Origin of the sequence: Desulfosporosinus sp. SYSU MS00001, assembly GCF_049943955.1 — a bacterium.
In the GTDB taxonomy this organism is placed as follows: Bacteria; Bacillota; Desulfitobacteriia; order Desulfitobacteriales; family Desulfitobacteriaceae; genus Desulfosporosinus.
Genome location: NZ_JBNFTW010000009.1, coordinates 48,680 through 74,905, shown reverse-complemented (window position 1 = coordinate 74,905; position 26,226 = coordinate 48,680). Strand labels below are relative to the sequence as shown.

The following is a 26,226-nucleotide window of genomic DNA, read 5'->3' as shown; positions in this document are numbered from 1 at the left end:
AGTCCACAACTATAGTATTCAGATCGATAAGAATAGGAATATTTTCCATATCCTTATTAAAAAATGGTATACTGGTAGGAGAGAAACAAGAGCATTTTGGAGAAAATTCAAAATTGTTAGTAAGAAAGGTTTTGATCTTATGTCAAACCAACAAGATACCCCAGTCATTCTGGCTGATCAAGTTCAGACAACTCTTACTTACCTCGAACCACTTTCCCGGAAGGTATTTTTATCGCTTGTTCCTCCCAGTCCTTTGAATAACCGTGCTGATGTGGATCAAGTACGTCAGCAATTGGAAAACAATTTTAACCCAGTGTGTATCCCATTGGCTTTAATGAGTAAAATCCCAAATATCTGTCGTAGTTCAGAATGGCAAATAACTGCTACCTTGGCCGAAACAGGTTTGGGCTGGGAGCTTATCGATATAGAACCAGGGAATAGGACTCAGGAGCAATTTGGTTTAGCCGTAGACATTGGAACAACGACCGTGGTTGTTTACTTAATTAACTTATGTAACGGAGATATTTTAGGGCATGCTGCAGATTACAACGGTCAGATAAGCCTGGGTGAGGATATTTTAACCCGCATCCGTCAGGCAGCTGAGCCCGGTGGTATAAAACGTTTGCAAGCCCTAATATTAGATACGCTTAATCGCTTAATTGGATCTGTCTGTTCTTCCTCTCTAAAGCCCTGTCAGATAACTGCAGCAGCTATTGGAGCTAATACTACAATGATTCATCTTTTGCTTGGCCTCGACCCTGCTTCGATTTGCCGTGCTCCCTATACGCCTATTGTTAATAATCCAGGTTTAATCCCCGCGGGTGAGCTTGGCCTGGAGATCCATCCCTTAGCGCCGATTTATTGTCTGCCTAGTATTGGCAGTTACTTAGGCGGAGATGTAATTGGCGGGGTTTTAGTCAGCGGCATGCACAGGAAATCCGATGTTTCCCTGTTTGTGGATATTGGCACAAATGGAGAAATAGTTATGGGCAATGAGGAATGGCTTGTGGCTTGTGCGGGAGCAGCTGGACCAGCCTTAGAGGGCGGGGTGACGACGTTTGGCATGCGGGCCGAGCCTGGAGCAGTCGATCATGTGGTAATCAATGGAGAGAGCGGAAGAGTTCACTATACAACCATTGGTGGAAAACCGGCGCGGGGAATTTGCGGTTCAGGTTTAGTGGATATTTTAGCAGAGCTTTTTTTAAACGGGATAATTGACCGGACAGCTCGCTTTACTGAGGGCAGAGAGGAGTTTGTCATTGTTCCTGCTGGAGAGACAGCTATAGGTAAGGACGTTGTTGTTAATCAGATTGATATTAATAACTTTGTGGCAACCAAAGGAGCTGTCAACGCGGCGACAGATCTTTTGCTGGAAAATGTAGGCTGTCCTTGGCAGGATATTGGCAATTTTTATGCCGCGGGAGCCTTCGGACAATACTTGCCGGTAGAATCAGCTGTTACGATTGGTCTTTATCCGGATCTCCCCCGAACTTCCATCATCCGTTTGGGCAACAGTTCAGGTGAGGCTGCCCGGCAGGTCCTGATCTCTCGCACGAAGCGTAACGAGGCTGAGGCTATTGCCTCAAAGGTGACTTATTTTGAACTAAATGCTAATTCGTCCTTTATGGAAAAATTCGTAAGCAGCAAATTTCTTCCTCATACAGAGCTAGACCGCTATCCGAGCGTTAGAAAGAAATTGGAAAGCCGACTTAATTCCTCTATGGATATACTATAAGGTTTCACTAACGATGGCTGACCAGTTTTTGCCTTTATAGGCGTTATAACCGCGAGTATGAGCGTAACCATAAATTTTTGTACCTCTTGCATCCTGATCAAAAATGTAGCCGTAGGTTTCTCCTTTTATGGCAAACTGGGCCGCCTTAAGTTGTTTTAAATTATCGGTAAGGATTCCTTTGCGGCTCCGGCAGGCGATGACATAACCATCTTTGTTGATAATGAAAATATCCCCGTTTTTACCGATACGAGCAGAATCGATAATGTCGTAGATGAAATTCCAATTAAATCTTGTGGAGAAATAGCCTAACAATTGATTTTCCTCACTGCGAATAGGACAGGTATAAGCGACAGTATGCAGCTTGCTGACTTGAGAAAAATAAAGATCACTTACTGAGATGGCGTCTGCGGATCTAGCGTCTTTAAACCAGTCTTTATCGGACATATCTTCTCCGATTAGTTCATGATGAACACCGGCTGCAACGACTTTACCTTCTGTATTAAGCACATATATATCGAGATAGACTTCATAGATATCAACTAATTTTTTTAATAGATCATTAGTTACAGTTGTCTGGTCGGTCTCGGTGGAACTCAAGCAGTTTTTTACCTTGTCAAATGTGGCCCATGCCTGAGCATCACAATTGCGTTCAAAAAGGTTTCGATCAATTTTATCGATTGTGTCATAAGCAACATCCGCCGTTCGGACAGCCATGACTTCATTGGCTTTGGATTGAATGTTCTGGATAATCGTCGTACTTTCTTTCGTAGATGTTAAGCTTCGGGTGGCAAGTTTTTTAATTTCATCGGCAACGACACTGAATCCCCGTCCGGCTTCGCCTGCTCGTGCTGCTTCGATTGCAGAATTAAGAGACAGAAGGTTCGTGTGTTGGGCGATTTGGCGTATGGAATCAATAACTTGGCTCATTTCCAGGTTGGCTTCTTTCAGTTCGTTAAGTAAAACAGAAGTATCGATACTTAAATTGTTGCTGGACATGCTGAAACACCTCACAAAAAAAATAGCCTACCTGAAAAAATCAGGTAGGCTTCGTTGCCACGTTAAAACTTATTATATGACAGATGAAAGGTTTTGCAAAGTATTTCTTTTAACATTGAGAGAGACTAATAATATTTAGTGAGTTGATGTTTTATCATAAGACGTTTGTTAATGTTAATTGAGGTGAGGAAGAATCATTGACAAATAAAAAGTCTCCGTGTAATATAGTTCAATAAAGAACTATTTTCGTATGAACTATTTTATGCGGAGGTGCCTTATGGATAATTCTAGTAGCAAGGTTAAACTCGCTGCCGAGGTTGTTCAATCGTTTATGGTAATCAGTAAAAAACTCGTCAGCTTCACTCAGCAAAATGCTTCGAGCTTGGGTTTAACGATCCAGCAGATGGGAATTATCAATACGATCTATTCCACGCCTAGTGCCACCCTTAAAGCGGTCACTGAAAAATTGCAAATGTCTAAAAGCACAGTCAGTGTCAATGTCGAAGAACTTGTTAAGGCTGAACTTATTACGAGAAAAACAAGTGAAAATGATCGTCGGGAGATTAATTTAACCCTTACGCCGGAAGGGTTAAATTTAGCACAGAAATCTTGTCAGAATGCTTCATCTTATAAAGCGATGCAGTCAGCTTTAGAAACTATATCTGCAGAAAAAATCCAAGGTCTGCTGGAAATCCATCAGGAGTTATTGGCGAACTTACGAGAGTACAATATGTCAATCTAAAAAGGAAATATGGTTTCTTCGTAAATAGCAGCTTCAAAGCTTAATTAGGATACTCGGGAGTGGGGACTGTAAAGGATAACTGGCTGAATGTCAGAACATCCTTGAATTCCAGAAAGTTATAGGAGTTTTTTTGTGCATTTTCCATGAGTTCGGATAGGGGAGTGGCGGTCAGAATTACATCCTTAGGTTCCATCAGCTGGGCAATTAATTTAAAATGTTGGGTATTAAAACGTATGGCAATGTGTAAGTCATCAGTATATACTATTTGAAGAACGTAAGAGTCTTGGTGTTCTGTCGCAAACCAATGATAGGTATAATTTGATAAACAGGCTTGATTTATGGCTCTAATCGTTTCCTTGAATTCTTTAACGTAGAGAATTAAGACATCGCGGCCGTTTTCGAGTTTGCCAAAGGCAGATTGTTCAGGTGTGTAAGCCTGAGTAAACATTTAAATCCCCCTTATAATAAATGCGAGAGCATATTTTTCTAACTTAAATTAAACGGTTAAGGCTTGAGAGTGAACTCGCTTACGCTAAAGCTGAACATCGGGGATTCAGATACAATAATGTCCAGTGGACATTATTGCCGAGCCGCCTTTCCCAAAAGGAATACTTAGCGGCGAAGGAGGACTCTACCCCACCTGAAGTTATCGAAGGATCCACTCCCACTTTCGAGAAGTGGGGGTCTTAAAAACTGAATAAACACTCTCGTTAGAATCAGTACAGGCCTAGTTTTCTTTCTAAATTCTATCATAAAAAAGATGCATATGTGCAACTAATCTGCCGCTTTTCGCTAGATGCAGAAAAGTAAGAAGACAGGAAGCTAGCATTCTTTAAACAGTATTTAAGGATATTTAGATTTAAGTCGTTTGTCCCAATTCTAATATAGGGGGAGGGAGAATTATGGGAAATCCTTGTGGCACGACAAAGGCGAATATTTTGGAAAGCACAGAAATAGACGGGATGCCTGTATATTTTGGCACAGGTGTAAATCCGGTAAATTCACCGGCCCAGTTTTTCGTGGCCTGGGGTAAAGAGGTACTTGCTGATGGTTTAATACATACTTACAACATTAAGTCGGCCGAGAAGGGGATTGAATGGTTTAGCGATGAGGATGAGGCTGAGGCAAAATATTTAAAGATTCAGCGGCTTTTAATCGGCTGCTTGCTCTAACTCTCACCCAGCAGAGTGATTTATTCCTTGAAAAGGCGGTTAAGCTGACAAAGTTGCGCAGGGAAGTGACTAACGATATTGCTTGTATCCGGGGTGATACAAGCAATATCGTTATTTTTTTTGCAAGTGGGAAAAAAGCCTTTTCATTTCTTTATAAAAGAGTATAATACATTTCAACAGTTAGATAATTATCTAAATATCTAAAGGGTTCACTGAAGGAGCGTGATGAAATGCTTAACTTACCATTTAAAGCACTGGCAGATCCCACAAGGCGGAAGATAATTTTGCTGCTTAAAGAACATGATATGACTGCAGGTGAAATCGCGGACCAATTTAATATGACGAAACCCAGCATTTCACATCACCTTAGTACTTTAAAACAGGCCCAGTTAGTGACGGATGAACGTCAGGGGCAAAACATTTACTATTCATTAAATACGACAGTTTTTCAAGAAGTTGTTAATTGGTTTTTTAATGCCGGTCATGTCAATGAAGGAGGAAACAACAATGAAGAACGTTAGCAGTTTGTTAAAAAAAGATTGGCCGATCCTGATCCTGATTGTTTTGGGCTTTGCAATGGGTATTTATTTCTATCCATCACTTCCGAACAGAGTTCCAATCCACTGGAATGCCCAAGGCCAGGTAAATGGTTATGGCAGCAAATTGTTTGGGACCTTTGGAATTCCTGTAATTATTTTGGCGTTGTACATTATGTTTGTGGCCTTGCCTTTTATAGACCCCAAACGAAAAAATTATCGTGCCTTTGAATCGACCTATCAGTTTCTCAAATATTTACTTGTTGTTTTTTTTCTGGGGATGCAATTAATTACCTTATTAATCGCCTCAGGCAGGGTTATGAATCAGCCGGTTTTGATTCAGGTTATGGTATCACTGCTCTTCATCTTATTAGGGAATGTTATGGGCAGATTTAAGCATAATTATTTTGTAGGTATCAGAACTCCTTGGACTCTCGCCAACGAAGAAGTATGGCGAAAAACACATAGATTGGCGGCGCCACTGTGGGTTTTTGGCGGAATTCTGAACATCCTTTTGGCTCTTGCCGGTATAACCTTCAATGGGCGTAGTTGTATTCTTATTCTAGCTATTATTGCTTTAGTACCCATTGGATACTCTTATTTAGTCTATCATAGGTTAGGTATTCATAGCTAAAATAGTTGGTTGAGACAGTGAAACATTACGGTGTCCAAGTTGCAATGAGCGCCAACAAAGATCGAACGATTCTTGCTAATTTTAAAGGATCGTTCGAAATACATATTGACCTGCTGCGAAAATTTTAGTAGAATAGCCCTTGTGATAATTAAATATGTTCATATAGTCGCAGAGATAGGGTCTGCAAGTTTCTACCGGACTGCCGTAAATGGTCCGACTATGAGCGAAATACCTGGCAAACGGATGCATTGTCTTGATGAAGGGCATGTGTTATTAGTCGTTGGCTTTAAGCTCAGGCGGGCGAGGTTTCTCTCAGTGAATTTGAGTTGAAATCGCTCACCTGAGTTTTGTTTTGCAAATTGTTAGATGGTAAATGATCGAGGGGGGACTGACAAGGTGTTTACAGTACTTGATATGGCACAACCAGATAAGTTAGAGGAAGCCTTTGAGATTCTTGCGAAGAGAAAAAATAATACGATTCTTGGCGGTTGTGCCTTTTTAAAGATGAGTAAAAAGCGGATTGGAACCGGCATCGATCTTTCAAGACTGAACCTTGATTTTATAAGGGACGACAATGGGTTTATTGCAATCGGAGCTATGGCAACCCTCAGAGATCTGGAAACAAATGTCCTTTCAAGAGACGCCTTCGACGGCATCCTTTCCCAATCGGTAAGGAATATTATTGGCGTACAGTTCAGAAATGGTGTTACGGTGGGAGCTTCGGTCTATTCGAGATACGGTTTCTCCGACCTCCTTACAGCCTTGTTAGTCTTGGACACCGAGGTCGAATTATATAATGGCGGCAGAATGCCCCTGCAAGATTTTTTACAAAAGCCTTATGAAAAAGATATTTTAGTTCAACTCAGAATTAAGAAAAACCAAAGATCAGCTGCATTCTCCAGTTTCAGGAAATCGGTCAGTGACTTTGCAGTTTTGAATGTGGCCGTTTCAAGTCTTGATCATCAATGGACCATTGCAGTTGGGGCAAGACCGGGAAGAGCAGTGATTGCAGAAACTGCTTCGAGAGCTTTAAGTCAAGGACATTTAGGCGCTGAGGAAATAGAAGCGGCCGCAAAAATCGCTGCAGACGAGTTATCCTTTGGAACCAATACCCGAGGAACAGCCGGTTATCGTAAAGCTCTTTGCCAAGTGTTGGTTAAACGAGAGATTATGGAGGTTTTACAATGCAAATCGAATTAATCGTTAATGATAAATTGGTAACTTGGGATATCGAAAAAGACGAGTTTTTAGCGGATACTCTTCGTGCTCACGGGTTTCTTAGTGTCAAGAAAGCTTGTGATACAAGCTGCTGCGGATTATGTACGGTCTGGATGGACGGCAAACCGGTTTTATCTTGTTCTATTTTATCAATGCGGGCGCATGGTAAAAAGATCACAACTATTGAGGGAGTTTCTCAGGCTGCAGAGGAGTTTGCCCATATACTCACCGCTGAAGGGGCAGAACAATGCGGATTTTGCAGTCCCGGGTTCATTATGAATGTTTTGGCTATGAAAAATGAGCTGGACAACCCTACGGAAGATGAAATTATTCACTATTTAACCGGAAACTTGTGCCGCTGTACCGGCTATATGGGGCAGCTCCGAGCAGTAAAAACCTATCTGGGGGTGGCGTAAGTGCAAGAGGTAAGTTTGAGGAACGTCGGCCACAGTATTCCGAAAATTGACGGTATGTCAATAGCTATGGGCAAACCTGCTTATACAGAGGATCTAGCCATGCCCCAGGCCCTGGTCCTGAAAATTCTCAGGAGTCCCCATGCTTTTGCCAAAATTATAAGTATTGATACGTCGAAAGCAGAGTTGGTTGAGGGCGTAGAGTGCATTCTTACTTATAAAGATGTACCCAAGGAGCGCTTCACTTTAGCCGGACAATCTTACCCTGAACCTTCACCCTATGACCGCTTGATTCTGGAGAATGTTGTTCGTTATGTCGGCGATGAAGTTGCCATTATTGCTGCGGTGGATGAAAAAACAGCTCTGAAAGCAATGAAGCTGATTAACGTTAACTATGAGGTATTGGAGCCGGTTTTGGATTTTGAGAAGGCCATAGGCCATTCTTCAGTGGTTCACTTCGAAGAAGATTTATCCTGTAATTTCGATATCGGTTTGCATAAAGAAAAGAATATTGTTTCTTCCCATGAACAAGCCGTGGGAGATGTCGAAAAAGTCCTGGAAGACTGTGAGTTCGTTGTAGAAGATGTTTATTATCCTCAAGCCCAGGCCCATGCCATGATGGAAACTTATCGCTCCTTTACCTATCAGGATCATATGGGGAGGTTAGTGGTGGTCAGTTCCACCCAGGTTCCCTTTCATATAAAGAGACAATTGGCACGAGCCCTGCAGATTCCGGCAACTAAGATTCGGGTTATTAAGCCGAGAATTGGAGGCGGGTTCGGGGGCAAGCAGACGGGAGCCGGAGATGTCTTTGCTGCTTTAGTTACTTTAAGAACGGGCAAACCGGCCATGATTATCTATGATCGCCAGGAAACCTTTAGTTGTACCACCAGCCGTCATGCTATGAGAATTAATGTAAGACTGGGAGCCGATGCTGATGGATTTATTCGAGCAATTGATCTTGAAGTTTTATCGGATACTGGAGCTTATGGAGAACATGCTTCTACTGTCTTAAGCTGTGTGGGGGAATATACGCTGCCACTGTACAATAAAACGAAAGCTGTTCGGATTCGGGGAAACGCTGTCTACACCAATAAAATGCCGGCGGGAGCTTTCCGGGGATATGGCGCTACACAGGGAACCTTCGCTTTAGAATCAGCGGTTAATAAGCTCGCGGAACGTCTAGCTATAGATCCGACGGAGATTCGCCTGAAGAATATCAGCCAAAAGGGCGAGACCTTTCTGACTGGTCATGGGGTTCAGCTTGGCAGCACGGCCTTAGACCGCTGTATTAAAAAGGGCCGAGAGATGGTCGGCTGGGAGGAGAAATTTCCACGCCAAAGGATGAGCGGAACAAAGATCAGGGGAGTTGGTATGGCTATTACAATGCAGGGTTCAGGAATAGCCAATATCGGCACGGCTTCCGCTGAGATACGCTTAACTGATGATGGAAACTTCGCCCTGCTTATTGGGGCAACGGATATGGGAACTGGCTGCGATACGATCCTGAGTCAAATGGCAGCTGAAGTTTTAGAAGTCCCTCTGGACAAGATTTACGTCAGTGCGGGGGATACGGACACTTCTCCTTTTGATCCCGGTTCCTATGCCTCAAGCACAACCTATTTAGCCGGCACTGCGGTTATTAAAGCTGCGGAAGAGTTAAAAGGTAAAATTTTAGCTCAAGGTGCTAAGTTTTTGGGAGTTTCTAAAGAGAACGTTATTTTTGAAGAACTTTCTGTGCACAGGATTGACGGAAAGGGAGAGATTAGTCTCGCTAAAATTGCCGAACAAACGATTTTAGGGATGGGAAATCTTCAGTTGGCAGCAATGGCAACCCATGGCAGTCAAATTTCTCCGCCTCCTTATGTGGCTGGATTTGCAGAAGTAGAAGTAGATGTAGAAACAGGCAAAGTTGATTTAATCGACTATGTTGCCGTTGTGGATTGCGGGACGATGATTAATCCTAACTTGGCTCGAATTCAAGCTGAGGGAGGAATTGTCCAAGGAATAGGTATGGCTCTTTTCGAAGAAGTTCGATACAGTAACTTGGGCAAAATGGAGACAAATACCTTTATGCAATATAAGATTCCCTGCCGCCAAGATGTTGGAAACGTTCGCATTGCTTTTGAAGAAAGTTATGAACCGTCAGGTCCCTTCGGAGCGAAGTCTATTGGAGAGGTTGTGGCTAATACACCGTCTCCAGCGATCGTTAATGCAGTATATAATGCGGTCGGAGTTCAAGTCCATCATTTACCTGTTACTCCGGAGAAGGTTTTTTTAGATTTGCAGAAACAGCGGTAAGGGTAATGGGACATGATAATTTGCTGTCGACAAAGAACCTCGGGTAGAGCTAATGCGTTCATTCCAGAAGAATGGTATAATAATTAACAAAGGGATTGATGGCAGGGGAGGTGCGAGAGTGAAATGGATCATAATTCGGGGAAAGAACAATGTGCCACCAAAACTGTTACCCTGCCGCGCTTGAATCGCTTGAGCCCCTCCTTGGAGAGTACGGCGTTAAAGATTATGGAGGAATCCGGAGAACTTGCCCAAGCAATTGGTAAATTCAGAGGACTAAGCGGTGAGCGACAACGTCTCGAAGAAGAGGAAGCCATGCAACGAGTAGCTCGTGAGTTGGTTGATGTGGCTCAAACTGCTGTTACTATGATGTTTGTTCTTGAGGAACAATATGGAATCAATTTGGAGACTATTTTGCAAGAGCATATCATGAAGTTGCGGCATAAGGGCTATTGTGATTAGCGAGAAGCTACGGGGGGTGTATTCCTCAGGCTCTCTCGCTTATTTTTTGATTGCATAGCAATAACTGGAAGTAAAAGAAAGTTTTCGCGGATTAACGGGATTAATCGGGTATCCTTTTAATTAATTGACTTTTGACGTTATATTTTGGACAAATTACTTAATTAATTTAATTTAATATATTATAATAAAAGAAATGGCTGGGAGAAGATAGTTTTATTTTTTGTGAATAAGGGAGTAGGGTAATGACTGAATTGCGTTATAATCCCTTGTTAGGGGACTGGACAATGGTAGCGTCAAACAGACAAAACAGGCCGAACATGCCGAGGGGGGAATGTCCCTTTTGTCCGGGGTCTGGGAGAGTTCCGGAACATTATGATGTTTTGAAATATGATAACGATTTTCCGGCTTTAATGGCAGACCCGCCGGAGCCGGACCCGGTGGCGACTTCCCTGTTTCGGACAGAAAAAGCCTTAGGAAAATGTGAGGTAATTCTCTATTCGCCTAATCATACAACAACATTGCCTGAGCTTTCATTGGAACATATCGAAAAGTTGATTGATTTATGGACAGAGCGATTCGTAGCTTTAAGCCAAGAAGCAAACCATCAATATATTATGATCTTTGAAAACCGGGGTGAGGAATGTGGTGTAACGATGCCCCACCCCCATGGACAGATCTATGCTTATTCATGGATTCCTCTTAAGATTCGAACGGAATTGGAAAACTGCCGCAGCTATCATACCGCGAAGGGATCATGTTTGATTTGCGATCTGAATAAGGCTGAATTAGCTTTTAAAAAGCGTGTTATCTATGAAAATGAGCATTTCCTTGCCTATATTCCTTTCTTTACCGACTATCCCTACGGTTTATTTATTGTCAGCAAAAGCCATAAAACGGCTTTGAGCGATTTTTCCCGGGGGGAAAAGCGAAGTCTGGCCGAGATCCTAAAATATATGACGGGGGCCATGGATACATTGTTCAATCGCCTATTCCCCTATATGATGGTTATTCATCAGCGCCCTGTACATGACTCCGCTGCTCGGGAATTTTATCACTTTCATATTGAGTTTTATACACCTTTGAGAGATGGGGGAAAACTAAAATATTATGCCTCCTCAGAAATGGGGGCTTGGGCTCCGGCGAATCCTCAATCTGTTGAGGAAACGTCAGAACATTTGCGGCAGGCCTTTCAAAAGTATCTGCAAAATGAAGGATGTGCCGGCAAATGCACTTAAGTACCTTACGCAAGAACTTTAGTCACCAGTTTAGCATTGATAGTCATGATTGCCGGATTTTCTTTGCACCGGGCCGAGTGAACCTGATCGGAGAACACACGGATTTTACGGGCGGTTATGTCTTGCCTGCTGCTTTGACCTATGGTACTTGGGCGGTAGTACGGCGCAGACAAGACGGGATGTTTCGCCTGGCCTCGACGAGCTTTCCGGAAAAGGTTGAATTCAATGCCGGCGAGATCATTAATCGGCAGGATAGCTGGACAAACTATCCTAAAGGTGTTTTGGCAGAATTCAAGAAATTAGGGATCAAATTGTCCGGCTGCGATATTTTATTCGCAGGAAATATTCCTAAAGGAGCAGGATTATCCTCCTCGGCATCCCTGGAAATGGCAACGGCCATGGCGGTAAAAGCTATTGAAGGTTTAGAATGTAATTTAATTGAATTGACTCAGCTGTCACAGCGTGCCGAGAATCAATTTGTGGGAGTAAATTGCGGTATTATGGATCAGTTTGCTTCGGGCATGGGGAAAGCGGGACAGGCTATTCTCTTAAAATGCGATACCTTAGAGTATCGATATGTTCCTTTGTCCTTAGGAGATTATCAGTTGGTGATCACGAATTCCAAGAAACAACGCAGCCTGACTGAATCGGACTATAATCAAAGAAGGCTGGAATGTGAGGAAGGGATTAAGAAACTTCAAATGCTTCTTCCTGAATTTGGTTCTTTAGGGAATCTGACTTTGGAACAATGGAAAGCAGTTCAGGGAGAAATAAGATCTTTTGAAGTTAGAAAACGTCTGGAACATATTGTTCGGGAAAACGCTAGAACGATAGCTTCCGCCCAAGCTCTGCAAATGGGGGAGCTTGTAGAATTCGGCAAGCTTATGATACAGTCTCACCTATCACTGCGAGATTATTTTGAAGTGACAGGAGCGGAATTGGACGCTCTGTTTGAAGAGGCAAGAAAAGTTCCGGGGTGTATCGGGACGAGAATGACTGGAGCCGGCTTTGGCGGGTGTACTGTAAGCTTGGTTCATCAGGAGGCTGTTAAGGATTTCAAAGTTCAGGTTACCAAGAACTATAGCGCCAGAACAGGTTTGATACCGGAGTTTTATGTCTGTGATTGTGGTGATGGCGCACGGGAACTTTAAAGGAGGTTGAACGATGTCAATATTAGTAACCGGCGGGGCTGGCTATATTGGAAGCCATACCGTTGTGGAATTTTTGGCAAAAGGTGAAGAGGTCATTGTCCTCGATAATCTTCAGAAGGGACACCGAGAGGCCGTCATGACCGGAAAGTTTTATGAAGGAGATATTCGTGATCAGCAACTCCTTGATCGGGTATTTTCCGAGAATAAGGTTGAGGCTGTCATTCACTTTGCGGCTGATTCCTTAGTTGGGGAAAGTGTTCAAGATCCCCTAAAATATTATGATAATAATGTGATTACAGCTCAAAACCTTTTGGCAGGAATGGTTAAACATGGAGTTAAAAGGATTGTATTTTCTTCTACTGCGGCTGCCTATGGAGAACCGGAATCCATCCCTATTTGCGAAACAGACCGCAAAGAACCCACTAATCCCTACGGTGAGACCAAACTAGCTATTGAAAAGATGTTGAAATGGTGTGACCAAGCCTATGGGGTTAAGTTTGTCGCCTTACGGTATTTTAATGCGGCAGGTGCTCATCTCGACGGCCATATCGGGGAAGATCATCAACCAGAAAGTCATTTGATCCCAATTATTTTACAAGTGGCTTTAGGCCAGCGAGAACAACTGGCTGTTTTTGGTGATAATTATCCTACAGCTGACGGAACCTGTATTCGCGATTATATCCACGTTTCAGACCTGGCCAATGCTCACTGGTTAGCGCTGCAAAAGCTCAGACGTACTGACGAGAGTGCTATTTATAATTTAGGCAATGGAGAGGGCTTTTCTGTCAAGCAAGTCATAGAAAAAGCCCGTGAAGTAACAGGGCATCCGATTCCCCTGAAAATCGCACCGCGGCGGGCAGGAGATCCTGCCGTACTCATTGCCTCTTCCCAAAAGGCTCAACACGAGCTGGAGTGGAAACCGCAATTTAACAGTTTGGAGCAGATTTTGCAAACCGCTTGGAATTGGCATAAAAATCATCCGAAGGGGTATGCCAAATGAAAAGGGTTGCCCGGAAGTTGGCAAAAATCCGCAACCTTATGTCGGCAATGAACTTAGATGGAGTTCTTCTTCGTCAGCGCCGAAGCTTTTCCTGGCTGACAAATGGGAAAAGGAATTTCATTGTTACCTCTACGAAACTTGGTGTAGCCGATGTCCTGATATTTAAAGATACGGTTTATTGTATAACTACTAAGATGGAGCACGCTCGTTTGTTGGAAGAAGAATTAGCCGAGTTCCCTTGGGAGTGGATCACTTCGGAGTGGTATGAGGGAACTGAAGAGACGATCAGCAAGTTGTGTCAGGGAAAGGCCATAGGTATGGATGTTCCTGCTGAATCTTTGGCTCATATCCAAGGCAGAAATATCGCCAGGGAACTAGCCGAACTAAGCTTTGTTTTAGAGTCAGACGAGATCGAGCGTTACCGTTGGTTATCCCTGAGAGTTGCTAAAGCTCTGGAAGAAACTTGCCGGGAGATTATACCGGGTATGACTGAATTTGAAATTCAATCAGCGCTTATTGCCAAAGTTGCCGGCTTTGGTATACAGACTCCCGTTTTGCTAGTGGCTACTGATCAGCGTATTTTTTCTTATCGTCATCCCATTCCAACAGAGAAAAAGCTGGAACGATATGCCATGCTCGTCCTTTGTGGAGAAAAATGGGGCTTAGTCGCTAATGCAACTCGCTTTGTTCATTTTGGAGCTCTTGGGCAAGACTTGCAGAAAACAAGAAAGGTCTTAGCCGAAATTGATCTGGCCTTTAATCTGGCTACGCGGCCGGGGGTGCCGATCAGAGAAGTATTTCGACAGGGCGTTGAAGCTTATGAACAATGGGGTTATGCGGATGATTGGCGTTATCTTCATCAAGGCGGGCCAACAGGATATGCTTCTCGGGAGTTTTTAGCAAACTTAGAATCCCCGGGGGTAGTACATTGTGATCAAGCGTTTGCCTGGAATCCATCGTTAAAGGGTTTGAAGTCCGAAGATACTCTCCTGGTTACTGACCATGGGAATGAGTTTTTAACCCATACAGGAACATGGAATTATCTCCAGATTGAAAAAAACGGAAAACTCTATGAACGGCCGGATATCCTCATTCGCTAGAAAACAGATTGAGAAAAGGAGGGGAGGATAAAGTGAGCAAATCAATTCCTGTTGGAAGTTTTCAAGGTATGAAGTCCCTGAATAAATCAACAATTCTCAATGTTGTCAGACAGTATGGTCCTATCTCTCGAGCCAGAATTGCCAAGCTGACAAAGTTAACTCCCCCGACAGTGACAAATCTCGTGAGTGAGTTAATTGAGTCTAAGCTCGTTATTGAAGGGACTCTTGGTGAATCTACGGGAGGACGGAAACCTATTTTGCTCAGGATAAACTCCTCTGCCTTTTATGTTATAGGAGTTTATGCTGGAGCAAAACGGTTAAAGGCTGTGACAGCAAACCTTGATGGTAAAATTATCGAAGAGTTTGAAACAAGATATGCGGCAAATCAAACTCGTGAACAGTTTCTCCAGACCTTGGAAAAGGCTGTGCAGAATGTTATTGACAAGACTCATCAACAGAAAGAATCATTCTTGGGCATCGGGGTTGGCATGCACGGATTGGTTGATCCTGAGCAGGGTCTTTCTTTGTTTGCCCCACATTTGAATTTGCGTAATCTCCCGATTAAATCATTCTTGGAAAATCGATTTCAGCTGCCGGTAGAAGTGGAAAACGATGTTCGGGCTCAAGCTTTGGGAGAAAGCTGGTTCGGCAAGGGCGTAGGTATTCAGAATTTTATTTGTGTGCATATTGGAACTGGAGTTGGAGCAGGTATTATTATTGATAATAAGCTTTATCGGGGTTCCTCCTTTACGGCTGGAGAAATTGGGCATACCACTATTGACAGCAACGGGCCTAAATGCAGCTGCGGAAATTATGGCTGTTTGGAAACTTTGGTTGGCGGTGCTGCCTTGGCCCGAAGAGCTCAGCAAGCCATTCGCTTAGGAAAAGAGTCAATTCTGGAAGAGTGGGTTCATGGAGATTTAGATGAGATAAGTGCTGAAATGCTCTGTAAGGCGGCCCAAAATGGGGACCCTGTAGCTGCGGAAGTACTGGGAGATACTGGACGTTATTTGGGTATTGGGCTTGCCAATCTTATTAATATATTGAATCCTGCGCTAATCATTTTGAGCGGAGGAGTATCCAGAGCGGAACATTATCTGCTTAATCCTTTGATTGATACTCTTGAAAAAAGAGCTTTGACCAAACCAGCCAATACCGTGAAGATTGCCATCTCAGAGTTAGGGAAAAACTCGATTCCGATAGGGGCTTTCACCCTGGTTTTATATAAACTGTTTACGCCTACAGGTCTGGGAGAATCAATATCGGTTTGAATCAAGTCATGTCATCCCGAAGTGCGTCAATGATATTTTCTCTTTTTATCTTGCTAATGGCATACATCATGGTGATAAAGATGACAAGAAGGACGCTGAACACGCTGATTCCGATACTGGCCCACGGCAATACAAAATTAATACTCTCCGTTCCGCCGCTGAACATTCCTTTGTAAATCAGCCAGGAGAAGATGATGGCCAGAGGAAGCCCGACAAGCAGCGCCCTCAGGCCATAAAAGGCGCACTCAAAGCGCATCATTTTATTGAAATCGCGGTCGGACATTCCCACAGAGCGGAGCATAGCAAGCTCCCGACGACGCAGCTTGATATTCGTAGAAATTGTGTTGAACACGTTGGCAATGGCAATCAGCGAAATCATAATGATAAACGTATAAGCGAACACGTTGGCAATGAATATCGTGTTGCGGTTCTGATCAAATATTTCAGACGAATTCAAAAGGAAATACGAGGCTGTAATTCCTTCGCCCTGAATCATCATTTTCATTTCAGCCACAGACTGGGACGGATTCTTTGACTGAAAGGTCATGCCCTTAACTCTGATATTCGACGCAGTCTCGGTGTGAACAAGCTTCTCCTTGAGCGAGTAGGGAGCCATTCCCATAATAGTGTATGGCCGCAGCAGGGACATTTCTATCGTCGCTGGTGTATCAGGCGGCACAGTATTGACAAACGTAATGCTTACGTTTTGCCTATGTTCCGTTTTCAGCTCACTATTTGTTTCGGGAGCGATGGTAAAATACAGGGAAGAACTCTTGAATATATTTTTAATCTGCATTTTGGCAACGGCAATCAGTTTTGCGTTTGGCCCGGTATATTCCTTCTCGGGCAAACCCAAGCCTTTGATAATTTTCAGATAGGTTCTGTCATCAAGAAACTGGATTTGCATAGGCAGATTTACCGTTTCGTTCGACGAATGTGCCCCTGCGGATTTCCAATAAGCGTCTGAAAGGTCACTTGCTTTGGCAGCGCAGGAATACTTCATAACAACTTGATAGGAGCTGTCGGTAACACCGGCGGCCGTTTTCAGTTTGTCGTAAAGCTGCAGCATTTTGCTGTCGGTCATATCCTGTGTGCCAAAACCGATGTCGTAGTTGCTAACCGCTTTTGCCTGCTCCGATGCCTGTTTCAAATTCGTTACAAAAGCACTGGCCGATATAAACAACACGATGCTTAAAACAAGTGACAACACAATGCTGCGATAACGTTTCTTATTTCTATTGAAGTTTTTCAGCGCAAGGGCTCCTTCCAGGCCGAAGATGTGCTGTGCCGGTTTTGAAGTTTTGAGTGCTTTGGCTTCCACTTTCACCTCATTCGTCTGGCGAATACACTCCATCACAGGCATATTGGCAGCCTTGCGAGCCGGGATATAGGCCGAAATTAGAATCGTAACCATGCTGACCGCCGCCGCGCCGATAATCACGGGGGCGGATATCGTTAAGGTTAAAGGGACGTTATCGTAAAGTATGTCCTCAAAATTCTTAGCGACAAGGTCAAGCACAAGCCCCATGCTGCCTATTCCGACAATAACGCCAATCGGTATGCTGATCGAACCGATACATAGCCCCTCAAACAGCACAGAATGGCGCAGTTGCTTTGCGGTGGCTCCCACTGACGAGAGAATCCCGAACTGGTGTGTGCGCTCGTTCAAGGAGATGTTGAAGGAATTATAAATTAGGAAAATCGAACCAATCATAATGATGAGGACTACAATGCCCCCGACGGAGTATAGAAGTGCGTTGAACACCTTATCGCCTGGATCGCTTGAAAGGCCCATGAAGCGCAGTACATCATTATTGAAGATGAAAGCGTGGCTGACCGCTGTACTTTTTGCGTAAGCGTGAACTTCACGCGGGTTTTTCAGTGTGACAAACAAGCTGAGATCGTCGGCCGTGTTTGCGGCATCTGAGGTTGTGATGACGGTGTATCCCGGTGAGGAATCTTCCTGAAAATGGGGCGTTTGGCAGATGCCCACCACCTTGTAAGTTCTCTCTGCTTTGGGCAGAAGCGTTTCTTTCCCGGGAATGTAAGGGTCACCCTGACCGAGTTTCTTGTTGACCTTCATGCGGTTCCCGACAGCAAGGGTAAGTGTGTCGCCCACCTTGAATTGAACCCCGCCCTTTGTCATGATGCTCCCCGAAACAAGAATCTCCCCGCTATTTTTCGGCAGCCTGCCGGATGCCAGAGTGATAGGCAGGGCGGCAAAGGTTTTTTTGTTGAATCCGGCGATAAAAAGATACGGTTTGTTGGGATTTTTCCCGCCGTCAAGTTTTGCGCAGCCGATATTTTCAAATGTTGCGGTATTGGCTACTTTATCATTGCTTGCCTGTTTCGCCGCGAAAGAAGAATTCACATCCTCAAACTCGACATGCCAATCGCCATATTTCTGGGCTGCGCCCTTTGCCATATAGTTCAGCAGAGAAACGCCAAAGGTAGTGACTGCCGTAATCAGGGCGGCGGACAGGATAACTCCGATCACCGTTACAATCGTTCGTGTGCGGTTTTTTTTCATGCTTTGCAGGGTAACTTTGTGGAAAATGTTCATGATCTCACCCTCTCGTCTCGCACGACTTTGCCGTCAGATATGCCGATAATGCGGTCTGCTTGCAGGGCGATAGTTTCATCGTGGGTGACGACGATAAGGGTCTGCCGATATTTTTGATGGCTTAATTTCAGCAGCTTGATAATTTCATGTCCATTTCGGCTGTCCAAACTGCCCGTGGGTTCGTCGGCAAGCATGACCGCCGGGGCGTTCATCAAAGCGCGTCCTATGGAAACACGCTGTTGCTGACCGCCGGAAAGCTGATTTGGCAAATGAGTTTTGCGGTCTTTTAGCCCAAGCAGCTCCAACAAGTCATTCAACCGTTCCTTGTTGACCTTTCGCTTGTCCATCAGAATCGGCAAGGTGATGTTTTCCACCACATTCAGAGTGGGAATGAGGTTGTGGAACTGGTAAATCAGCCCAACCTGCCGCCTGCGGAAGATGGCGAGCTTTTCATTGTTTTGGGCATAGACATCCTGCCCGTCCAAATAGACTTTTCCGCTTGTCGGCACGTCCACGCCGCCAATGATGTGAAGTAATGTGGATTTGCCGGAGCCGGAGGAGCCGATGATTGCAGTAAACTCCCCCTTATCGATGGTAAGTGAAACATGGTCAAGGGCGGTAACTTGATTGTTGCCCTTGCCGTAGACTTTGCATAAATTTTCAACTTTTAAAAACTCCATTATGTGAGCCTCCTTCGTCACGGTTTACCCATATAATAAAGCTTTCAACTTACATCTCAGTGACGTTCCGGTGAGAGATTCGTCACTTTGGGAAACGGATGGCAAATATCGCGCCGCCCTGCGGGTGATTTTTAGCGGAAATCGTCCCGCCCTGCCGGGTTATAATCATCTTGCAGAGAGCCAAGCCAATCCCGTATCCTGTCGCGCCTGAGTTTTTCCCGCGATAAAACCTGTCAAACAGGCAGGGTAAATCTTCTTTCTCAAAGCCCGCGCCGCTGTCGTGGATGGTAAGCTCGGTAAACAGTGGGTTATCCATGCAGACAATCTCAATTCTCCCATTCTCGCCTGTGCTTTCCAGGCAATTTTTGAGGATGTTTTGAATGGCTTCCGAAAGCCAAGCGGAATCGCCCTGAATCATTACCCCTTTCGGTGCATCTATTTGCCAATCAATATCGTGCAGTTCCATTGGGATTAGGAACGGGCGCAGCGCGGCACCCAGCAAGTTGTTTACTTCAATTGACTCGCTTTGAAACTCCACAATGCCCGCATCCAAGCGGGATAATTTCAATAGAGAAGTAATCAGCCAATCCATCCGTACAAGTAATTCCTCTGTTTCCCGGACAAATGCTTTCCGCTCATTTTCGCCAGGGTTGTTCGCTAACAATGACAGAATAAGGTTCGCGGATGTGAGCGGGGTGCGGAGTTGGTGGGCTATGTTGGCCAGCGAATTGGCAAGATGTTCTTTTTCTTTTTTCAGCGCGTCGTTTTGCTCACGAATACGCAGCATCATTTTTGTGATCTCGCTTTGCAGAATGGAAAGTTCGCCCTCATCCGATTCACCAATATACAGATGGTCAACATTATGCAGCACAAGGTCGATTTGATTTGAAATCCGCGCAAGGCTTTGGTATCGGGCTTTAGTAAAGGCAAAAAACGCTGTGCCAAAGGCGGCGGCAGAAGCAATAGCAAGGATTCCCGCCGCCATATTGATTGCAAATCCCAGCATTACTGCAGCGGCGGTTATTAAGGCGAACAAAATGACTAACTGCCGAAACTCTCTATTCCGTAGCATATTTGCCACCTAATTTATACCCCGTCCCGCGAACGGTCAGAATGATTTGCGGGCTTGCCGGGTCATTTTCAATCTTCTCCCGCAAGCGTTTGATGTACACAGTCAAGGTATTGTCATTGACAAACTCGCCCGCCACGTCCCACAATTCGTCAAGCAGCCTGCCCCTCGTAATAATGCTTTTAGGATTGCTGATAAACATCAGCAACAAGCGGTATTCTAAGGCTGAAAGAGAAACCTCGCTGCCGTTTTTTTTCACAACGCCGCTTGCCATATCGACATGAAGCCCGCTAACTTCAAAATTCGACCCGGAACGGCTGCTTTTGCGCAGGGCGGTTCTTATACGTGCAATCAATTCGCGCGGACGAAAAGGCTTGGTGATATAGTCGTCCGCGCCTATGTTCAGCCCGGTAACAACACTCGCCTCATCGCCGGAAGCTGTCAGAAAGATAACGGGAATATCTTGCGTTTCTTTGATTTCCGTGCAAACTGTAAAGCCATTTCCGTCAGGCAAAGAAATATCAATCAATGCCAAGTCAAATTTATTCCCGGCAAGCGCGGTAAGGGCGTCACCCCGCGTAGGGGCGTGGGTGACCGTAAATCCCTCCGAGTGGAGCAAAAGCATAAGGTTTTTGGCGATTGCCTTATCGTCCTCGACCAAAAATATCCGTGGCATTAGTCAGACCCCCGTTTGCTTATCCATTCTTGTAAGTCGCCTAAATCCTCGTCAGTCAATTCTTTGTCTTGATGAAGATGAGGTTATGACTCTTGCTGCTAATACAAGAGTGTTAGATTGATCGCATAATACATCTTGTATTAAAGGACTGTCAAGTGTTGTCGTTCCTGTTTCAATGTCAATTACCAAAAGAGGTCATTGCGTCACGGACTAATAATTCGTGCGCAATGACCTCTTTTAAAGCAAGAACAAACTTTAAGTATTATTTTTTTGTCAGATACTTTCGTATGTCAAAGGCTACGGCAGCTATGATGATCAAGCCTTTAATAATAAGCTGCCAGTAGGGGCTGACTCCGATATAAGTAAGCCCATAGTTGATGACTCCAAAGATAAGAACTCCTACGAGGACTCCAGGTACAGTACCTATCCCACCGGCAGTGGATACTCCGCCTACAACACAGGCAGCAATGGCATCTAACTCATACATATTTCCGTAATTGTTCGTGGCTCCGCCTGTTCTGGCGGCTTCCATGACTCCGGCCAAGCCATAGAGGGCTCCCGCGATGGCATAAACATAGAGTAAGACTCGTTTGACATTAATGCCGGAAACAATAGCAGCTTGAATATTTCCGCCTATGGCATACATGCTTTTGCCAAGACGGGTTTTGTTGAAGATGACCCACACAATTAAGGCGACGATGAGGGCAATAATAACAATGTAGGGAATGGAGTAAACACCGGTTCCAATATATCCGCTTCCCAAGTCGGTGGTGAAATCCGGTCTTAATCCACCAATGGGCTGGGATTGATTGGGTTTCATATCGAAGTAAAGAGAGTTTAGTCCATACACAGCAACCATTGAACCTAAGGTGGCAATAAAGGGAGGGACACTAAACCATGCAATAATCGCGCCGTTAATTATTCCAACAAGAAGTCCGGCAAAGATAGCAATTAAGACAGGTACTAATAAAGGCAGATTAGGCATTCCGGGGTAAAAACGATGAGAATATTCTTGGATTTGCAGCATCGAAGCGGACAAAACAGCAGCAAATCCAACCATCCGCCCGGCTGAAAGATCAACTCCTCCTGTGATTAGAACAAAAGCCGCGCCTAAAGCAATAATTGCTCGGGTGGAGGACTGTAACAAAATATCTCTAAAGCTGCTGAGGGACAGGAAGCTTGGATCAATGACCGCAATACCTAGAATAAGAATCACAAGGACAAAATAAATTGCATACTGAAAAAAGAAACTACCAATTTTCTTTGAACTGACATCCTTTGTCGTCATTTACAGACCTCCAGTCAAACCATAAACTTTGTTGCGAGGTGCATGATGTCTTCTTCAGTTTTGTTTTCTCCTTCCAAAATGCCGGACATTCGGCCTTCGCACATAACCATGATCCTGTCGGACATGCCTATAAGTTCAGGCATCTCTGAGGAAATCATAATGATGCTTTTCCCTTGTTGAACTAACTCAGTAATAATTGAATAGATTTCAAACTTAGCACCAACGTCAATTCCCCGTGTCGGTTCATCAAGCATGAGAATTTCCGGTTCAGTTAGGAGCCATCTTGCGATCAATACTTTTTGTTGATTTCCCCCTGAGAGGTTCTTGATTTGCGTCTTCGCAGAGGGAGTTTTTATGTGCATCTGGTCAATACTATGCTGGACGTCCTGGCTCATCGCTTGTTGTTTTAGCAAAAAATATGGGCTTATATAGCGATTCATATTGGCCATCACTGTATTTTCTACAATTGGAAGTACGGGGAAAATTCCAGTTGACCGCCGCTCTTCCGTAAGTAAGGCGATTTTGTGTCTTTTGGCATCAATAGGTGATTTTATTTTTACGTGTTTTCCATTGACAAAGATCTTTCCGGAAGAGACCGTTCTTAAGCCAAATAGGGCTTCGATCAATTCTGTGCGTTGGGCTCCGACAAGCCCTCCAATGCCTAAGATTTCTCCTTGACGTAAATCGAAGGACACATCTTTGAATCCTTTGGGAAAGGGCGACGTCAGGCCTTCAACTCGCAGTACTGTTTCTCCCGGGGCATGATGACGTTCAGGATATCGCTGAGCTAAATCTCGTCCCACCATTTTGGAAATAATAAGATTAGTCGTTAACTCAGAGGCAGGCCAAGAGCCAATACGCTGACCATCACGCATGATCGTTACTTCATCAGAAATCTCCAGGATTTCTTCGATTTTATGAGAAATGTAGATGATAGATACTCCTCTTTTCTTCAAAGAACGGATAATCTTAAAGAGTTGTTCTACCTCATTTCCTGTTAATGAGGAAGTGGGTTCATCCATGACAATCACTTTTGCTTGATAGGATACTGCTTTAGCGATCTCTATTGATTGAATTTTGGAGACGGATAAAGATCCCACAAGAACGTGGGGGTCCAAATCCATTTCCAGGTCTTTAAATATGGCCATTGAGTCTTCGTACATTCGCTTATCATCGATTAACTTCAGGGGCCCTATTTTGGTGAGGGGAAAACGGCCGAGCCAGAGATTCTCCATCACACTTCTGCGGGGTACAGGGTGAAGTTCTTGATGAATCATCGAGATTCCATGATCGAGGGCAACTCTGGAATTTTCAATTTCAATGGTTTTTCCGTTTAAGAGGATTTCTCCTGCGTCCGGCTTATAGATCCCAAACAAACATTTCATCAGAGTTGATTTTCCGGCACCGTTTTCACCCATTAAGGAGTGTACCGTCCCGGGGCGAACTTGCAGGGTGACATTGTCTAGCGCCTTTACGCCGGGAAACTCTTTAGAAATATTTTTCATTTGCAGTAAGAATTCATTTTCAGGCATTTTTACCCTCCTGTGATCCGTCCTTCCCAAAGATATATAAGGATACATAACGTAGTTTTGCAGATGGAAAATCTAAAGAAGCAAGGGGGAATCGTGAAACATTGCCCCCTTGCTTTATACAATGTAATAATTGAGCCCAATGGTTTTCGAAGAAGAGCATTATTGGGCGTCTGCCATATTAGCCTTAGTAATTTTCTTGTAAGGAACCCACACATATTTGCCGTCAGTAATATCGTATCCTGTATTTTCTTTGCTGGGAGTCAATCCTTTAGCGAGAGCAGCTGCCAGGTTAAGGGTCGCTGCACCTTGATTCTTGGCATCATTTAAAACAGTTCCTAAAAGAGTTCCGTCTTTCAGTGCCTGCAGGCCGGGAGCTGTTGCATCGACACCGACGACCGGCATATATTTATTATTTGTGAAATAACCTTTGGCTTTCAATGCTTCAATAGCACCTAAAGCCATGTCATCGTTATTAGCAAGAACGGCTTCGATTTTATCTCCTTGAGAACCTAAGAAAGCAGCCATTTTGTCCTGAGCTTTAGAACGATCCCACATTGCGGTGTCCTGAGCAAGTATGTTCACTTTGATTCCGGCATCTTCAATCGCTTTTACCGAATATTTGGTGCGGGCAATGGCATCTTGGTGTCCGGGTTCACCCTGGAGCATAACAATATCCATCACTCCGTCCTTGTTTTTGTCCATTTCCGGATGGGCCTTCCAATAATCTACGAGAATTTGTCCTTGCATGATGCCGGATTCCTCAGCTTTAGCACCAACATAATATACTTTGTCCCATTTATTCATATCATTAGTCTGAGGTTCGCGATTAAAAAAGACAACAGGTGTGTTTGCGGCTTTAGCCTTATCGATAATAACCCCGGCAGCGGTGAGGTCTACCGGATTTATTGCCAGAGCATTGACTTTCTTATTTATAAAGAGGTCTACTTTATCATTTTGCGTAGGCTGGGAGTTTTGACTATCTACGATGTCAACAGTGGCTTTCCCTTGAGCAGCATTGGAAATGGCATTGCGAACACCAGTCATGAACGTGTCATCAAACTTGTAGATAGCGACACCGATCGTTGGCTGTTTGTCCGAGGTGCCTGATGAACTTGAACTTGTCGTTGGGGTTGAGCCTGCACCGCAGCCGGCTAAAAAGAGCATGGCTCCGGCGAGCATCGCTGGAAGAAGTTTTTTCATTAGAATCCTCCCTTTAATTAGTTTTTTCACAAAATTGACTTAGTAAATTTAATTTCTTAAGTCTATTATAGTGTCCTCCATTCTGAGTAGTCAAGGACTTTATTTAGGCAATTAGGCAAGCTTGAAAAGGGATATTGTGCCAATAACCTCTCAAATTAAGCTCTTTCTAAACATTATTAGTTCGTTAAATTAACCAAGTTAGTTACAACTATAGTGTTTGCCCCTCGCTCGTAAGCAAGAGGACCAATGACGTTCTTGTTTACGGAAAACAGTCTTAAATAATTAAATAAAATGCATGTCTTGTTGAAGGAGAATAGTGACGATAAGGCGAATTAAGTGATATCTTGAAAAGAATAATAATAAAATAGACGGAGGATTTTAAATGAAGAGGATCGCACTGGTCACTGACAGTACGGCCGACCTGACCGAAGAACTAACTAAAGAGTATGACATTCACGTCATCCCCTTGAAGGTTAACTTTGGTGATCAAGAATTTTTAGATGATGAACTTTCCAGCGATGAATTTTATCGGCGCTTAACTATAGAAGAAAAGCTTCCCCAAACCTCCCAACCATCACCTGAAGTATTTCGACGAATGTATAGTAGGTTACTGGAAGAATATCAAGAGATTATATCCATACACATCTCTTCCGCTTTAAGTGGGACATTTAACGTGGCAAACCTGGCTAAAGAAAAGTTCAAAGAAAAGATACATCTCGTAGATTCCAAAACTATTAGTCTCGGTATGGGTTTAATGTTAATCGAGGCCGCACGAAACATCAAAGATGGATATGAAACTGGGTGGATTGTAAATAATCTGGAGAAAGTCAGGAAGAATATCGAAACACTTTTTACACTAAATACCTTAGAATATCTACAAAAAGGTGGTAGAATTGGCAGAGTCCAAGGCTTTATGGGATCTCTTTTAAACCTAAAGCCGATTATTCGAGTGGGAGACGATGGAGTCTATCATACTTATGCTAAGGCCCACAGCCAGAAAAAATCTCTTGAATGTGTTGTCCAAGCTTTTCAGGATCTAGCCAAGGGGAGAAAACAAATCCGACTGGCTGTTGCGCATGGAGCGGCTGAACAAGCTGGCCATTACCTAAAAGAAGCCTTAGAAAATGTATGTCAACTTCAAACAACGGTTTTCACACAAGTTGGATCTGTTGTAGGTGTCCATACCGGACCGGGAACAATAGGTGCGGCTGTTCAGTTTGATTAGTCGAGAATTAGGCATTAATTCTGATGAAGA

General features: G+C 44.0%; 24 protein-coding genes and 1 riboswitch. Of the genes, 15 read left to right on the top strand and 9 right to left on the bottom strand.

The annotated features are described in order from the left end of the window. The first annotated feature begins 139 nt into the window (after nt 1–139). Nucleotides 140–1,735 (top strand): ASKHA domain-containing protein, encoded by a 1,596-nt coding sequence (locus tag ACPUYX_RS15745; RefSeq protein ID WP_426380585.1) that lies wholly within the window; start codon nt 140–142, stop codon nt 1,733–1,735. Here the strand turns inward: ACPUYX_RS15745 and ACPUYX_RS15740 are convergent. Then, a complete protein-coding gene (locus ACPUYX_RS15740; RefSeq protein ID WP_426380584.1) occupies nt 1,730–2,731 on the bottom strand; it encodes a methyl-accepting chemotaxis protein in 1,002 nt (333 codons plus the stop codon). The two genes, ACPUYX_RS15745 and ACPUYX_RS15740, sit on opposite strands and share 6 nt — an antisense overlap. Nucleotides 2,732–3,008: 277 nt before the next feature. Between ACPUYX_RS15740 and ACPUYX_RS15735 the strand changes: the two genes are divergently transcribed. Continuing rightward, the gene (locus tag ACPUYX_RS15735; protein ID WP_426380583.1) at nt 3,009–3,473 is read left to right on the top strand and encodes a MarR family winged helix-turn-helix transcriptional regulator; all 465 of its coding nucleotides are present in this window, start codon (nt 3,009–3,011) and stop codon (nt 3,471–3,473) included. A gap of 40 nt (nt 3,474–3,513) precedes the next feature. Here the strand turns inward: ACPUYX_RS15735 and ACPUYX_RS15730 are convergent, their stop codons facing one another. Then, a complete protein-coding gene (locus tag ACPUYX_RS15730; protein WP_426380582.1) occupies nt 3,514–3,921 on the bottom strand; it encodes a hypothetical protein in 408 nt (135 codons plus the stop codon). 454 nt (nt 3,922–4,375) lie between these two features. On the opposite strand from ACPUYX_RS15730, the gene ACPUYX_RS15725 reads away from it, so the two are divergent. The 12 genes from ACPUYX_RS15725 to ACPUYX_RS15670 all read left to right on the top strand — a co-directional run bounded on the left by ACPUYX_RS15725 (nt 4,376) and on the right by ACPUYX_RS15670 (nt 15,963). Beyond that, nucleotides 4,376–4,645 (top strand): hypothetical protein, encoded by a 270-nt coding sequence (locus ACPUYX_RS15725; RefSeq protein ID WP_426380581.1) that lies wholly within the window; start codon nt 4,376–4,378, stop codon nt 4,643–4,645. Between the two features lie 230 nt (nt 4,646–4,875). Continuing rightward, nucleotides 4,876–5,166: an autorepressor SdpR family transcription factor gene (locus tag ACPUYX_RS15720; protein WP_426380580.1), complete on the top strand. Its 291-nt coding sequence runs from the start codon at nt 4,876–4,878 to the stop codon at nt 5,164–5,166. Then, nucleotides 5,153–5,815, top strand: coding sequence for an SdpI family protein (locus tag ACPUYX_RS15715; protein ID WP_426380579.1), 663 nt, complete (start codon nt 5,153–5,155; stop codon nt 5,813–5,815). Before ACPUYX_RS15720 ends, ACPUYX_RS15715 begins: the two co-directional genes overlap by 14 nt. Before the next feature lie 138 nt (nt 5,816–5,953). Further along, nucleotides 5,954–6,055: riboswitch (purine riboswitch) on the top strand. A gap of 156 nt (nt 6,056–6,211) precedes the next feature. Beyond that, nucleotides 6,212–7,015: an FAD binding domain-containing protein gene (locus ACPUYX_RS15710; protein ID WP_426380578.1), complete on the top strand. Its 804-nt coding sequence runs from the start codon at nt 6,212–6,214 to the stop codon at nt 7,013–7,015. Next, nucleotides 7,000–7,449, top strand: a complete 450-nt coding sequence (locus ACPUYX_RS15705) for a (2Fe-2S)-binding protein (protein WP_426380577.1) — start codon at nt 7,000–7,002, stop codon at nt 7,447–7,449. Before ACPUYX_RS15710 ends, ACPUYX_RS15705 begins: the two co-directional genes overlap by 16 nt. Before the next feature lie 15 nt (nt 7,450–7,464). Next, nucleotides 7,465–9,747, top strand: a complete 2,283-nt coding sequence (locus tag ACPUYX_RS15700) for a xanthine dehydrogenase family protein molybdopterin-binding subunit (RefSeq protein ID WP_426380687.1) — start codon at nt 7,465–7,467, stop codon at nt 9,745–9,747. Nucleotides 9,748–9,870: 123 nt separating this feature from the next. After that, on the top strand, nt 9,871–10,206 hold the full coding sequence (locus ACPUYX_RS15695; RefSeq protein ID WP_426380576.1) for a MazG-like family protein: 336 nt from the start codon (nt 9,871–9,873) through the stop codon (nt 10,204–10,206). A 242-nt stretch (nt 10,207–10,448) separates the two neighbouring features. Further along, entirely contained in the window at nt 10,449–11,441 is a 993-nt protein-coding gene (gene galT / locus ACPUYX_RS15690; RefSeq protein ID WP_426380575.1) for a galactose-1-phosphate uridylyltransferase, read from the top strand. After that, nucleotides 11,432–12,592, top strand: coding sequence for a galactokinase (locus ACPUYX_RS15685; RefSeq protein WP_426380574.1), 1,161 nt, complete (start codon nt 11,432–11,434; stop codon nt 12,590–12,592). The genes galT and ACPUYX_RS15685 overlap by 10 nt, the downstream gene beginning before the upstream one ends. Before the next feature lie 13 nt (nt 12,593–12,605). Next, the gene (gene galE / locus ACPUYX_RS15680; RefSeq protein WP_426380573.1) at nt 12,606–13,592 is read left to right on the top strand and encodes a UDP-glucose 4-epimerase GalE; all 987 of its coding nucleotides are present in this window, start codon (nt 12,606–12,608) and stop codon (nt 13,590–13,592) included. Further along, nucleotides 13,589–14,692: a M24 family metallopeptidase gene (locus ACPUYX_RS15675; RefSeq protein ID WP_426380572.1), complete on the top strand. Its 1,104-nt coding sequence runs from the start codon at nt 13,589–13,591 to the stop codon at nt 14,690–14,692. Before galE ends, ACPUYX_RS15675 begins: the two co-directional genes overlap by 4 nt. A gap of 32 nt (nt 14,693–14,724) precedes the next feature. Beyond that, nucleotides 14,725–15,963 carry an ROK family protein gene (locus ACPUYX_RS15670; protein ID WP_426380571.1) on the top strand — a complete coding sequence of 413 codons (1,239 nt, stop codon included), beginning with the start codon at nt 14,725–14,727 and terminating at the stop codon, nt 15,961–15,963. A gap of 1 nt (nt 15,964) precedes the next feature. Here ACPUYX_RS15670 and ACPUYX_RS15665 read toward each other — a convergent pair whose 3' ends face one another. The 7 genes from ACPUYX_RS15665 to ACPUYX_RS15635 form a co-directional block, all read right to left on the bottom strand. Then, nucleotides 15,965–18,526 carry an ABC transporter permease gene (locus ACPUYX_RS15665; RefSeq protein WP_426380570.1) on the bottom strand — a complete coding sequence of 854 codons (2,562 nt, stop codon included), beginning with the start codon at nt 18,524–18,526 and terminating at the stop codon, nt 15,965–15,967. After that, nucleotides 18,523–19,206: an ABC transporter ATP-binding protein gene (locus ACPUYX_RS15660; RefSeq protein ID WP_426380569.1), complete on the bottom strand. Its 684-nt coding sequence runs from the start codon at nt 19,204–19,206 to the stop codon at nt 18,523–18,525. Before ACPUYX_RS15660 ends, ACPUYX_RS15665 begins: the two co-directional genes overlap by 4 nt. An 82-nt stretch (nt 19,207–19,288) precedes the next feature. Then, nucleotides 19,289–20,278 (bottom strand): sensor histidine kinase, encoded by a 990-nt coding sequence (locus ACPUYX_RS15655; RefSeq protein ID WP_426380568.1) that lies wholly within the window; start codon nt 20,276–20,278, stop codon nt 19,289–19,291. Beyond that, nucleotides 20,265–20,951 carry a response regulator transcription factor gene (locus ACPUYX_RS15650; RefSeq protein WP_426380567.1) on the bottom strand — a complete coding sequence of 229 codons (687 nt, stop codon included), beginning with the start codon at nt 20,949–20,951 and terminating at the stop codon, nt 20,265–20,267. Before ACPUYX_RS15650 ends, ACPUYX_RS15655 begins: the two co-directional genes overlap by 14 nt. Before the next feature lie 262 nt (nt 20,952–21,213). Beyond that, nucleotides 21,214–22,239: a galactose/methyl galactoside ABC transporter permease MglC gene (gene mglC, locus ACPUYX_RS15645; protein ID WP_426380566.1), complete on the bottom strand. Its 1,026-nt coding sequence runs from the start codon at nt 22,237–22,239 to the stop codon at nt 21,214–21,216. A 14-nt stretch (nt 22,240–22,253) separates the two neighbouring features. Then, on the bottom strand, nt 22,254–23,771 hold the full coding sequence (locus ACPUYX_RS15640; protein WP_426380565.1) for a sugar ABC transporter ATP-binding protein: 1,518 nt from the start codon (nt 23,769–23,771) through the stop codon (nt 22,254–22,256). 159 nt (nt 23,772–23,930) lie between these two features. After that, the gene (locus tag ACPUYX_RS15635) at nt 23,931–24,971 is read right to left on the bottom strand and encodes a galactose ABC transporter substrate-binding protein (RefSeq protein WP_426380564.1); all 1,041 of its coding nucleotides are present in this window, start codon (nt 24,969–24,971) and stop codon (nt 23,931–23,933) included. Nucleotides 24,972–25,353: 382 nt separating this feature from the next. Between ACPUYX_RS15635 and ACPUYX_RS15630 the strand changes: the two genes are divergently transcribed. Continuing rightward, complete coding sequence (locus tag ACPUYX_RS15630) at nt 25,354–26,196, top strand: DegV family protein (RefSeq protein ID WP_426380563.1); 843 nt, start codon at nt 25,354–25,356, stop codon at nt 26,194–26,196. Nucleotides 26,197–26,226: the final 30 nt, after the last annotated feature.